The following is an 11,961-nucleotide window of genomic DNA, read 5'->3' as shown; positions in this document are numbered from 1 at the left end:
CCTGCGGTGCTACGCTCAGGACGAACGGGTGTGTGGGGTGGTCGAACGGGCGTCTCTGTTGGTCCTGAGCGTAGGCGCGCAGCGCCGAAGTCGAAGGACGCTCACGCCGTCAGTCGCGGAAGTTGTCGAACTGCAGCGGACGTTCGAGTTCCTGCCCGCGCAGCAGCTGCATGACCGCCTGCAGGTCGTCGCGCTTCTTGGCGCTGATGCGCAGCTTGTCGCCGTTGATCTGGCTTTCGACCTTGAGCTTGGCGTCCTTGATCAGGCCCTGGATCTTCTTGGCGAGGTCACGTTCGATGCCCTGCTGCACTTTGACCTGCTGCCGCGCGCCCGACACGTTGGTCAGCACTTCGCCGAACTCCAGGCAGCGCGGATCGATCTTGCGCGCGGTCAGCCGCGTGCGCAGGATCTCGGTCATCTGCTGCAGCTGGAACTCGCTGGGTGCGGACTGGGCGATGCTGCCATCGTCCAGTTCGAACCTGGCGTCCACGCCCTTGAAGTCGAAGCGGTTGCCCAGCTCCTTGTTGGCCTGGTCGACGGCATTGGTGAGTTCGTGCTTGTCGACTTCCGAGACGATGTCGAAGGAGGGCATGGCGCGCTCGTCGGAGAGGGGCGGGAAGGGTAGCGCAGGGATGGGCGTGTGTGTCGCGCGTCACGCAACTGGCGGAACCCGGCCTGAATCCGGGCCTGAACGCCGATTGCCTGCGTGACCGTCACGGTCCAGCATGCGTCCGCCAATTCCCCCGTGGCTCCCTGTTCCCGATCAGAAGGACTGTCCCATGCGTACGACCCCGCGTCGCCTGCTGCTTTCCACTGCGCTGATTGCCGCGCTCGCCGCTTCCGCGCCGGTTCTGGCCCAGGACGCCGACGCCGAGATCGTCGCCCAGGCCAGCGTGCCCGAGGCGCGACTGGTCGAGCGCTACACCGACCTCGCCGGTTCCGAAGCCGCCGCCGGCGATCTGGTCTCCGACCTGCGCACCGGCGCCGACTTCACCGTGGTCGAGGAAGTCACCACGACCACGACCAATCCCGACGGCACCACGACCGACACGACCGAGCTGGTCGAGCGCACCGTGGTCAACCCGAACGGCCCGATGGGCTGGGGCGAGGTCAACATCAGCCTGTCGCTGGCGCAGGCGCTGGTCGACAGCGGCGCCTATCCGAGCCTGCAGTCCGCGCTGACCGGAATCGAAACCACCGTCACCAATCCCGACGGCACCACCACGATCACCAGCGAAGGCGGCGTCCTGGCGATGCGCGCCGAAGGCATGGGCTGGGGCGCCATTTCCAAGGAACTCGGCTTCAACCTGGGTTCGCTGGTCAGCGCGTCCAACCGAAGCGACAAGTCGGTCGCCGCATCGGCACGTGCGGACAAGGCGGAGCGCACTACCGGCAAGCCCGATCGGATCGCGCGCGTCGACCGTCCCGAGAAGCCCGAGAAGCTGGACCGCCCGCAGCGCCCCGAACGACCGGAGCGGCCGCAGAAGCCCGAGCGCAGCGGACGCCCGTAAGCGCCGGCGCGAACGCGGTGGTCACGACACGACGGGTGCCACGCGCGCCCGTCGCGTCGTCTGGCATCCACATTCTTTCCAATAAAGGAGTAGCGATGAAGCGCACGGCATTGTTCTTCGCGTTGTTCGCCGCCACCGTCACCGCGCACGCGCAGGACGGGGCTTCGCTCGGCGTCGGCGTGGACTACAGCAGCGGCGACTATGGCAGCGATAAGACCACCGAGATCCTGTCGGTGCCGGTGACGGCCAAGTTGGTCAGCGGCAACTGGACCTACAAGGCCAGCCTGCCGTGGATGCGGGTTTCGGGCGACCCGAATGTATTGCCCGGCCTGGGCACGGTGAACAACACCAATCCGCGTGGTCGTGGTCGCGGAAACGGCAATGGCGGCACGCCGGATCCCGAGGAGAGCGGCACGGCCTCGGGTATCGGCGATCTGCGCCTGGCCGCGACCTACAGTTTCGACACCGGCGGTCCGCTCGGCGTGGACCTCACCGCCAACGCCAAGATCGCCACCGCCGACGAGGACAAGGGCCTGGGCACCGGGGCCAACGACTACGGCCTGGCCCTGGACCTGTATCGCGACTTCGGTGGCACCCTGCTGTTCGGCGGTGTGGGTTATACCGAGCTGGGCGACTCGGATTACATCAGCGTGGACAGCGTCACCAACGCCAACCTCGGCGCCAGCTGGAAAGTCGGTGGCGGCAGCCTCGGGGCGATGTACGACTGGCGCCAGGCCGCCGCGGACGACTACGACGATCGCAGCGAACTCACCGGCTTCTACGCTTTCAGCAGCGGTCCAAGCTCGAAGTTCCAGGTCTACGCCTCCACCGGTCTGTCGGATGGCAGTCCCGACCTGGGTGGCGGGGTGAACTACACCTTCGGCTTCTGACGCCAGCCGCGGCATCGTTCGGGCCTGGCGCGCATGCGCCAGGGCTACACTCGCGCTTCCCCGGACGGAACGCGGCCATGCCGACCCATACCCATGTGGTTGCGGATGCCTGCAGTGCGTTCGCGCTGTTTGCGGCGTTCGTGATCGAGCGCTGCGCCGCGTGCAGCGACGGCATGGCCATCCTTGAACACGGCTTCGTGATCGCCAGTTCCACGAGCGGCTGGGCGATTTGACCGTCGGCGTCGTCCACGGCGATACCCGGCGCGCGCTGCTGCTGATGGCGGGGGCGGTGGCCCTGTTCGCGCTGATGGACGCGGGGCTGAAGCTGCTGGCACCGCACTATCCGCCGCTGCAGGTGGGCGCCCTGCGCGGACTGTCGTCGCTGCCCCTCATCCTGGTCTGGATCATGGCCACGGTCGGCCCGCGCAGCCTGCTGCGGGTGCGCTGGAGCCTGCACCTGCTGCGCGCCGTGCTGGGCATCGCGATGATGGCCGGGTTCGTCTATGGCCTGCGCTCGCTGCCGCTGACCACCGCGTATGCGATCACCTTTGTCGCGCCACTGCTGGTGACTGCGATGGCGGTGCCGTTTCTGGGCGAAAAGGTCGGGCCACGGCGCTGGTTCGCGATCGGCGTCGGACTGGTCGGCGTGCTGGTGATCCTGCGTCCTACCGGCGAGGGCATGCTCACGCTCGGCGGCCTTGCGGTGCTGCTGGCGGCGGTCTGCTATGCCGCCAGCGCGATCACCGTGCGCCTGCTGGCACGCACCGACAGCACCCAGGCGATGGTGTTCTGGCTCATGGCCCTGATGGCACTGGGGTCGGCGCTGCTGGTCTGGCGCGACTGGCGGCCGATCCAGCCCGCGCATCTGTGGATCATTGCTGGCGTGGGCGTGGCCGGTTCGCTGGCCCAGGTGGCGCTGACCGAAGCGTTCCGTCGCGGCGAGGCGTCGCTGGTGGCGCCGCTGGAATACACCGCACTGGTCTGGGGCACGTTGCTGGATGTGACCCTCTGGGGCGTCCTGCCGGACCGCGTGACCTGGATCGGGGCTGCGATCATCGTCGCCAGCGGGCTGTACCTGCTCCGGCGCGAACGCGGGCAGTCCGGCGAAGCCGCGTCGGCGCCTGCCGACAGCCTGCACCCTTGAAGCCGGCGTGCCGCTGCTGCTGATTCCGCTGCTGATCCTGGGCGTGCTGACGCTGTGGATCGTGCTGTTCCCGATATCGATCCTGCAACGTTATCGCCACGGCAAGGCGCGGCGCCGCGCCCGGCCCCTGGCAGTGCGTCTGAACGCATGGATGCTGCTGGCCTCGGTGCCGCCGTTCCTGGCCGGCGCATGGATCAGCCAACACTGGGTGCCGGCAGCGCTGCCGCAGGCGGGGCTCGGGCTGGCCGTGGGCGGGATGGTCGGAATTCTGGGAATCTGGATCACTCCCATCGAACGCACCCCGCACGGGCTGTTCTACACCCCGCGGGCCTGGCTGGTCCTGCTGCTGACCGTGCTGGTGGCGCTGCGGATCGCGCTGGGCTTGTGGCAGGCGTTGCAGCGCTGGCACGTCGCTGACAGCCTGCCGGCGCTGTTGGCTGGACAGGCCAGTCTGTTCGCCATGGCCGGGCTACTGCTGGGGTATTACCTGATGTATGCCTGGGGACTGAAACGCCGGCTGGGGTGAGCCAGCCGGCGTCTGGATGATCCGGTTGCGCCGCCCGTCGTGCGAGGCGGCGTGATGCGTCTTACTCCCCGGCGCTGGGGGTCCAGGCCGTGGACGAACCACCGCCGCTGCCGAGAACATCGTTCCAGCTCAGCTCCTGGCCCTTGCGGTGGCCTTTCTCGGTGAGCTTGAGGCCTTGCGGGTCGATGACGAGGGTATAGGCCTTCTCGCCGATCTCGATTTCGCGGCGCAGGGCTTTATCCAGTTTGGTGGCCATTTCGGGGGCTCCGTGGGTGTGGAAACAGCGTGTCACTGTTGCCAACAGACATTCAGATCGCGTGAAGAGCCTGGGCGGTCTTCTGCGGTTGTGCCCGTCAATTCGCGGCTAACGCCTTGTTGCGGCGCGATTTGAGCCTGTCCGTAATGGCAAAATTTCGTTAAGTAGACCCGTCTTCCCCGGCCTGGCCGGGAACTCCGCCGGGCGCCGATCCGCGCGCAGCCGGCAGCCGTTCCGCCCCCGCCCGGCCCTCCCAAGAGGCTGCAGCTGTCCCGACGCAATCGGGTCATGCGTTCACCCAGGGACATGTCCTTCGGAGGTCCCGCATGTCCGGTCATTCCCGTTCCGCTGGCTTGTGGCTGCTGTCGTTCGCCCTTGTCTCGCTCGTTCACGCCAGCCAACCCGCGGCAAGGGCGCAAACCGTCGCCGAGCCACCGGGGTCTGCAGATCTGCTGCCCGGTTCGTCGGTGCGCCGGCTGCACACTCCGGCCGCGCGTGGCCCGGTGACGTCGGCAGTCACCGTGGAAGAGGTCGGCGATGTCGATTCATTCGGGCGCAGCCTGCGCTGGCTGGGCGTGGCCCAGGGCGACGTGGACCTGGCCGAGGCCTGCCCGGTGCCGGGCAGCGCATCGGACGCCCGGTGCGTGGTCCTGTCTCCGACGCCGGCGCTCACCGATTTCGACCTGACCGATCTGGCCAGCATCACGCTGCCGGCGCGCTCGGCCAATTCCCTGCTGTGCCACTGGTTCTCGCCGGTGCTCACACTGCAGTACGCCAATCCCGGTGCGGACGCGGCGGTGGCGCAGTTCAGCTATTTCCCGACCCTGACCCTCGAGAACGCGGTACTGCTGGACCCGGGGCTGATCGATCCGACCACGGGGGCCCCATTCGCGGGCCGGCTGACGACCGGGATGACCGCCTCGGAACGCTTCGAAGTCCCGCTTGCGCCGGGCATGACGCTCAACGAACGCCAGCGCGACACCGCCACCTGCATCGCCGGCTTCATCAGCAAGCGGGCCCTGATCCAGAACTACGGCCTGACCGAGAGCCAGGCCAGCGAGTTCTTCAGGCGCGATACCGTGATCCGGCTGAACGTGCGCGGTAGCGCGCGCTACGTGCAGGCGGCGAGCCTGAACTTCGGCCTGCGTATCGTCGGCGACTAAAAAAGCGAAGCGGGCCATTGGCCCGCTTCGCTGTATCCGTGCAGCTTCTTGAACCCGCTTTTCGATGCGGGCGTTGGAACCATTCCTCAGAACTTCATTCCTTAGAACTTCATGCCGACGCCCACGCCGACCATCACCGGCGAGAAATCGGCCTCGGCGGTCTTCTCGCCGTCGATCTCCACGTCGCCACCGCCACCATGCAGGTAACGTGCGTCGGCGCGTGCGAACCAGCGTTCGTTGATGTTGGCGTCCACACCGAGCGTCGCCATCGCGCCCTTGGCGGTCTCGATGCCGATACGGCGGCCGGCAAGCGAGCCCGTGGCCTCGGCTTCCTCTTCGCTGTAGTTCTGCTCGTAATAGCCCAGGCCGACGAACGGGCGGATGGTCGCATCCGCATCGCGGAACTGATACTGGCCGCTGACGGCATAGGGCTGCGACTTCACGCTGCCCAGCTTGCCCTGGCCGTCGTTGCCGGTCAGGCGATGGCCGTACTTGTCGACCGCGCCCCAGGCTTCGACGCCGATGTTGTCGTTGATGTGATACGTGACGCCGAGGGTCGGGGCGACGTCGCCGTTGGCCTTGATCCGTTGCTCGTCGCCGGACCAGGCGTTCTTGGTGGGTTCGAGCATCGACACGCCGCCGACGATGGAAACGCGCTTGCCCGATGCGGTGGTATCTGCATCCTGGGCGAAGGCCACCGGCGTGGCGGCAACGATGGCAATGGCAAGTGCAGCAGTACGCAAGGACAACATGGGGGAACTCCTTATCTTGTATGTGTGTTCTTCTGTGGCCTGCATCTGGCAGGCGCGCGCATGGTCACGCGCTGCACCTGAACGTGCTTTGTGCGCGACGTGAATCGCAATTGAACTTTCCGCCAGCTGCGCGATGCGCGCTGCAAGTGCCGCAACTTTGTGATAACGCGAGGGTGTTGGAACACTCTGTTGCCGATGCGCGGAGCCGTCGCGGTGCAGCCGCGCTTGCATGTGTCCGGTGGTGCGGACGATGCTGTTGTCCACCCATCGCCGGAGCCGTGCATGCATCTGTTCGCCCTGATCGTTGCCGTGTGCGTCGGCGCGCTGCTGCCGCTGCAGGCGCTGCTCAACGCCCGCCTGGGCCAGCTCACGTTCGGGCCGTTGTTCGCTTCGCTTGCGTCGTTCGCGGTCGGCACCAGCGCACTGCTGGCACTGTGGATGGCATGGCGGCCGGCCGCCGGCGGATCCGGTTTGCCGATGGCGCCGTGGTGGGCCTGGACCGGCGGCCTGATCGGCGCGGCGTTCGTGGTCGCGGCTACCGTGCTGGTGCCGCGGCTGGGCGCGGCGGTGCTGATCTGCCTGGTCGTGTTCGGGCAACTGGCCGGCTCGTTGCTGCTCGATCACTTCGGCGTGTTGCATCCGCGCCAGCCGGCCGACGCGCTCAAGATCGTCGGTATGGCCTTGGTGGCGGTGGGCATGCTGCTGGTCGTTCGGCCCTGGCAAGGCAGCTGAGACGACTCACTCAAGAATACTCCGGGTAAAAATCGGAAAGCCCCGGCGCGCGTTTGTGGCGCGGACGGTTCTATGGCCACAATACCGATCCCGCCCCGTCCGGAGCCCTGCATGGCCGAGTTGAAGGAAGCGCGCGTCCCGGATATCGGTGACTACGACGACGTACCGGTGATCGAAGTGCTGGTCCAGGTCGGGGACACCGTGGCCAAGGACCAGGGTCTGGTCACCCTGGAGTCGGACAAGGCCACCATGGAAGTGCCCTCGACGGTCGCCGGGGTGGTCCGCGAGCTGAAGGTGAAGGTCGGCGACAGCCTGTCGGAGGGCAGCGTCGTCGCCCTGATCGAAGCAGCCGGGGCCGGATCGGAAGGGGCCGGACCTGCCGCCGAGGCTCCGAAGGCGGCAGCACAGACGTCCAAACCCGCGGCGCCGGAAGCCGTAAAGCCGGCGCCGCCAGCGGCCTCCCAACCCGCGCCCACGACCTCAACGGGCGGTGTCCAGGAAACCCGGGTTCCCGATATCGGCGATTACACCGACGTGCCGGTGATCGAGGTGCTGGTCCAGGTGGGCGATACGGTCGCCAAGGACCAGGGCCTGGTCACCCTGGAGTCGGACAAGGCCACGCTCGAGGTGCCCTCCTCGGTCGCGGGCGTGGTGAAGGAGCTCAAGGTCAAGGTTGGCGACACCCTATCGGAAGGCAGCGTGGTCGCACTGATCGAAAGCGCCGCCAGTGCTTCTTCTGATGCGCCGCGCGCCGAGCCCGAAGCAGGCGCCACACCGACGCCCAGCGCGGAAACCGGCGCCCGGGTCGAACCGGTCCAGGTCGCCAGCCAGCCCGACAACATCGCCAGGGCCTCGATCGACAAAGCCGACGCCGCCGTGGCGCCCATGGGCGCCGGGCTGCCGCCGGTCCGCTTCGAAGCCGACGCGTTGCTGCCTGACAAGGTGCCCTACGCCAGCCCGGCCGTGCGACTGTTCGCGCGTGAACTCGGCGTGGACCTGGGTCAGGTGCGGGGCTCCGCGCGCGCTGGCCGGATCACCCGGGAGGATGTCCAGCAGTTCGTGAAGGGCGCACTGGCCGGAGGCGGGGCCGTTGCGGCGACCGCGACCGTCGCGACTGGCGGCGGCCTCAACCTGCTGCCCTGGCCCAAGGTCGACTTCGCCAAGTTCGGCGAGATCGAGGTCAAGCCGCTCGCCCGGATCAAGAAGATCTCCGGCGCCAACCTCGCCCGCAACTGGGCGATGATCCCGCACGTTACCCAGCACGACGATGCCGACATCACCGAGCTGGAAGGCCTGCGGGTGCAGTTGAACAAGGAAAACGAGAAGGCCGGCATCAAGCTGACCATGCTCGCCTTCCTGATGAAGGCCAGCGCCGCGGCGCTGCAGAAGTTCCCGGATTTCAACGCCTCGCTCGACGCCGCCGGCGAGAACCTCACCCTCAAGAAGTATTTCCACATCGGTTTCGCCGCCGACACGCCCAATGGCCTGGTGGTGCCGGTGGTGCGCGACTGCGACCGCAAGGGCGTCAACCAGATCGCGCAGGAAACCGGCGAACTGGCGAAAAAAGCGCGCGAGGGCAAGCTCGGCCCGGCCGAAATGTCCGGCGGCTGCTTCTCGATCAGCTCGCTCGGCGGCATCGGCGGGACCGCGTTCACGCCGATCGTCAACGCGCCGGAAGTCGCGATCCTGGGCGTGTCGAAATCGGCGATGAAGCCGGTCTGGGACGGCAAGGCCTTCCAGCCTCGCCTGGTGCTGCCGCTCTCGCTCAGCTACGACCATCGGGTGATCGACGGCGCCGCCGCCGCGCGCTTCACCGCGTACCTGGCGCAGTTGCTCGGCGACATGCGACGGGTACTGCTGTAGCCGCCATGCAGTCGGCCCGCCGCCGCCCGTGATGCAGCCTGCGAACGACCGCAACCTCGAGCAGACAGGCGACCGGCTGCGCGACGCCGCCAGCGGCGTGGCCCGGCGTGGCTGGGGCGACATCCAGGAACTGCTGCAGTTCCAGCCGCTGCAGGCGTTCGGGATCGAGGTGACCATCGGCGGCATGATCACGGCCGTGCTGGCGATCCTCGCGGCCATGGCGCTGTCGGCGCTGCTGCGACGCGCATTGCGCCGTTACGGCGAGCGCTATGCCAACGCAAATCAGGCCGCGCTGTACACGGTCTCGCGCCTGCTTCATTACCTGCTGCTGGTCGTCGGCATCCTGCTGGCGTTCGACCTGGCCGGCGTTCCGCTGGGCAAGTTCACGGTGTTCGCCGGGGCCATCGGCGTGGGCCTGGGTTTCGGCCTGCAGGCGATCTTCAGCAACTTCATCTCCGGGCTGATCCTGCTGTTCGACCGCTCGCTCAAGGTCGGCGATTTCGTCGAGCTGGAAGGCGATATCCGCGGCAACGTGCGTGCGATCAACATCCGGGCCACGCGCATCACCACCAACGACAACATCGACGTGCTGGTGCCGAACTCGGAGTTCGTCACCAAGCGGGTGGTGAACTGGACCCACGCTTCGGTCAACCGGCGCGTGCGCGTGCCCTTCGCCGTGGCCTACGGGGTGGACAAGGAACTGGTGAAGAAGGCGGCGCTGGAAGCCGCGGCGCGCGTGCCTTTCACCCTGGCCACCGAGGGCGAGAAACGGCCGCAGGTCTGGCTGGTGAACTTCGGCGACAGCGCGGTGGAGTTCATCCTCGCGGTCTGGTTGACCGAGGAAGCCGCGCGCCGCAATGCCGCGATCACGGCGGCCTACCTGTGGGAACTGGATACCGCGCTGAAGGCGCATGGCATCGAGATTCCGTTCCCGCAGCGCGACCTCAACCTGCGCAGCGCGTTCGGGCTCAGCGGCGCCGAAGCGATCGCCGCGCTGCGCGGAGAGGCGCCGTCGACCACGGCTGCGGCAACCGATGCCGCGACGGTCCTGGCGCCCGGAGAGCGCGCCGCGCTGGCGCGCAACGATGCCCAGGCGGACACCCAACGCGTCATCGAGGAAGAGGCTGCGCGCGCGGAAGCCGCCTCGCGTCAACAGGATCCGGCATCGCGCTGACGCGCGGCCCCATTACCGATCGGAGATTCCAAGCATGGCCAACCTCATCGAGATCAAGGTGCCCGACATCGGCGGCTACAGCGACGTACCGGTGATCGAGGTGCTGGTCGCGGTCGGCGATACGGTCACCAGGGACCAGGGCCTGATCACCCTGGAATCGGACAAGGCGACGATGGAGGTGCCTTCCACCGTGGCCGGCACGGTGAAGGAACTCAGGGTCAAGCTGGGCGACACGCTCTCGGAGGGCGCGGTGGTCGCGGTCCTGGAAGCGCAGGACGCGGCTTCGCCCATCAAGAATGAGCCCGCTCCGGCTCCAGTCAGGGCCGCAGCGGAAGAGCCGGTATCGCCGCCGATCGCGCCTTCGCTCGCCAAGCCGGCCGAACCGGCGCCGCAGGCCGCAGCGGGCAGCGGGCGCAAGCCCGATATCGAATGCGCCATCGTCGTGCTGGGGGCCGGGCCCGGTGGTTACACGGCCGCATTCCGCGCCGCAGATCTCGGACTGGATACGGTGCTGGTCGAGCGCTACCCGGTCCTCGGCGGCGTCTGCCTCAACGTGGGCTGCATTCCGTCCAAGGCGTTGCTGCACGCCGCGGCGGTCATCGACGAGGCTGCGCACGCGACCGAATACGGAGTGGAGTTCGGCACGCCGAAGATCTCGATCGACAAGCTGCGCGACTACAAGAACAAGGTCGTCGGCCAGTTCAACAAGGGCCTGGCCGGCATGGCCAAGCAGCGCAAGGTGCGCGTGGTCGCCGGCACGGCCAGGTTCGTGTCCGCCAACGAACTGGAAATCGCCGGCGATGGCGGCGCGACCCAGCTGCTGCGTTTCGGGCAATGCATCATCGCCGCTGGCTCGCAGGCGCTGAAGCTGCCGGGTTTCCCCTGGGACGATCCGCGGATCATGGATTCGACCGACGCGCTGGAACTGGCCGAGGTGCCGAAGAAGCTGCTGGTCGTCGGCGGCGGCATCATCGGCCTGGAGATGGCGACGGTCTACCGCGCGCTCGGCGCGCAGATCACCGTGGTCGAGTTCATGGACCAGCTGATGCCTGGCGCCGACAAGGACCTGGTCAAGCCGCTGGCCGACCGGCTGAAGAAGCAGGGCGTGGCGGTGCATCTGAAGACCAGGGTGGTCGAGGCCAAGGCCCAGAAGAACGGTATCGCGGTGAGCTTCGACGGCGACAGCATTCCCGACAACAAGCTTTACGATCGCGTGCTGGTCGCGGTCGGGCGCACGCCGAACGGCAACAAGATCGACGCCGGCAAGGCCGGCGTGCGCGTGGGCGAGCGCGGTTTCATCGCGGTCGACGCGCAGATGCGCACGAATGTGCCGCATATTTTCGCGATCGGTGACATCGTCGGCCAGCCGATGCTGGCGCACAAGGCCACGCATGAGGGCAAGCTGGCGGCCGAAGTCGCTGCAGGCGAGAAGAAGGAATGGGTGGCGCGCGTAATTCCTTCGGTCGCTTACACCGATCCGGAGATCGCCTGGGTCGGCGTGACCGAGACCGAAGCCAAGGCAAAGGGGCTGAAGATCGGCGTCGGCAAGTTCCCGTGGGCGGCCAGCGCGCGCGCGACCGGCATCGGCCGCGCCGAGGGCTTCACCAAGCTGGTCTTCGACGAGGCCACGCACCGGATCATCGGGGGCGCGATCGTCGGCGTGCACGCCGGCGAGATGATCGCCGAGATCGCGCTCGCGATCGAGATGGGCAGCGAGGCGCTGGACATCGGCCACACCATCCATCCGCATCCGACACTGAGTGAATCGGTCGGGATGGCGGCCGAGGTCTACGACGGGACGGTCACCGATCTGTACATCCCGAAGAAGAAGGGCTGAACCTGCGGGCGTTCGGCCGCATCGAATGCTCTTGAACCTGCGCTAGGGTCCTCCCTAGATGGCGCGCCATGCGCGCGTGACGTATTCCTGCCCTGCAGGGGACGCCGACGTCA

At 67.5% G+C, this 11,961-nt stretch carries 13 protein-coding genes; 10 read left to right on the top strand and 3 right to left on the bottom strand.

What is annotated here, in order from left to right; all coding sequences use genetic code 11:
* Window positions 1-109: 109 nt before the first annotated feature.
* Entirely contained in the window at window positions 110-592 is a 483-nt protein-coding gene (locus MC375_RS02485; RefSeq protein WP_242101694.1) for a YajQ family cyclic di-GMP-binding protein, read from the bottom strand.
* A gap of 187 nt (window positions 593-779) precedes the next feature.
* Between MC375_RS02485 and MC375_RS02480 the strand changes: the two genes are divergently transcribed.
* The 5 genes from MC375_RS02480 (at window position 780) to MC375_RS02460 (ending at window position 4,071) form a co-directional block, all read left to right on the top strand.
* A complete protein-coding gene (locus tag MC375_RS02480; RefSeq protein WP_242101693.1) occupies window positions 780-1,511 on the top strand; it encodes a hypothetical protein in 732 nt (243 codons plus the stop codon).
* Window positions 1,512-1,606: 95 nt separating this feature from the next.
* Window positions 1,607-2,401 carry a DUF3187 family protein gene (locus tag MC375_RS02475; RefSeq protein WP_242101692.1) on the top strand — a complete coding sequence of 265 codons (795 nt, stop codon included), beginning with the start codon at window positions 1,607-1,609 and terminating at the stop codon, window positions 2,399-2,401.
* 77 nt (window positions 2,402-2,478) lie between these two features.
* Window positions 2,479-2,634, top strand: coding sequence for a hypothetical protein (locus MC375_RS02470; RefSeq protein WP_242101691.1), 156 nt, complete (start codon window positions 2,479-2,481; stop codon window positions 2,632-2,634).
* Window positions 2,635-2,678: 44 nt separating this feature from the next.
* Window positions 2,679-3,545 (top strand): DMT family transporter, encoded by an 867-nt coding sequence (locus tag MC375_RS02465; RefSeq protein WP_242102934.1) that lies wholly within the window; start codon window positions 2,679-2,681, stop codon window positions 3,543-3,545.
* A 7-nt stretch (window positions 3,546-3,552) separates the two neighbouring features.
* A complete protein-coding gene (locus MC375_RS02460) occupies window positions 3,553-4,071 on the top strand; it encodes a DUF1453 domain-containing protein (RefSeq protein ID WP_242101690.1) in 519 nt (172 codons plus the stop codon).
* A gap of 61 nt (window positions 4,072-4,132) precedes the next feature.
* Here the strand turns inward: MC375_RS02460 and MC375_RS02455 are convergent, their stop codons facing one another.
* A complete protein-coding gene (locus MC375_RS02455; protein ID WP_242101689.1) occupies window positions 4,133-4,327 on the bottom strand; it encodes a hypothetical protein in 195 nt (64 codons plus the stop codon).
* Between the two features lie 326 nt (window positions 4,328-4,653).
* Between MC375_RS02455 and MC375_RS02450 the strand changes: the two genes are divergently transcribed.
* Window positions 4,654-5,490, top strand: coding sequence for a hypothetical protein (locus MC375_RS02450; protein WP_242101688.1), 837 nt, complete (start codon window positions 4,654-4,656; stop codon window positions 5,488-5,490).
* Between the two features lie 101 nt (window positions 5,491-5,591).
* Here MC375_RS02450 and MC375_RS02445 read toward each other — a convergent pair whose 3' ends face one another.
* Window positions 5,592-6,257, bottom strand: a complete 666-nt coding sequence (locus tag MC375_RS02445; protein ID WP_242102933.1) for an OmpW family outer membrane protein — start codon at window positions 6,255-6,257, stop codon at window positions 5,592-5,594.
* A gap of 267 nt (window positions 6,258-6,524) precedes the next feature.
* Between MC375_RS02445 and MC375_RS02440 the strand changes: the two genes are divergently transcribed.
* From MC375_RS02440 to lpdA, 4 genes are all read left to right on the top strand, one after another.
* A complete protein-coding gene (locus MC375_RS02440) occupies window positions 6,525-6,974 on the top strand; it encodes a DMT family transporter (protein ID WP_242101687.1) in 450 nt (149 codons plus the stop codon).
* 111 nt (window positions 6,975-7,085) lie between these two features.
* Window positions 7,086-8,837, top strand: a complete 1,752-nt coding sequence (gene aceF / locus MC375_RS02435; RefSeq protein WP_242101686.1) for a dihydrolipoyllysine-residue acetyltransferase — start codon at window positions 7,086-7,088, stop codon at window positions 8,835-8,837.
* A gap of 31 nt (window positions 8,838-8,868) precedes the next feature.
* Window positions 8,869-10,011 (top strand): mechanosensitive ion channel domain-containing protein, encoded by a 1,143-nt coding sequence (locus tag MC375_RS02430; protein WP_242101685.1) that lies wholly within the window; start codon window positions 8,869-8,871, stop codon window positions 10,009-10,011.
* Between the two features lie 34 nt (window positions 10,012-10,045).
* Complete coding sequence (gene lpdA, locus MC375_RS02425; RefSeq protein WP_242101684.1) at window positions 10,046-11,848, top strand: dihydrolipoyl dehydrogenase; 1,803 nt, start codon at window positions 10,046-10,048, stop codon at window positions 11,846-11,848.
* Window positions 11,849-11,961: the final 113 nt, after the last annotated feature.

It is taken from the genome of Lysobacter sp. M2-1 (assembly GCF_022662495.1).
In the GTDB taxonomy this organism is placed as follows: Bacteria; Pseudomonadota; Gammaproteobacteria; order Xanthomonadales; family Xanthomonadaceae; genus JAKPBU01.
This window is presented reverse-complemented; position numbering and strand designations above follow the sequence as displayed.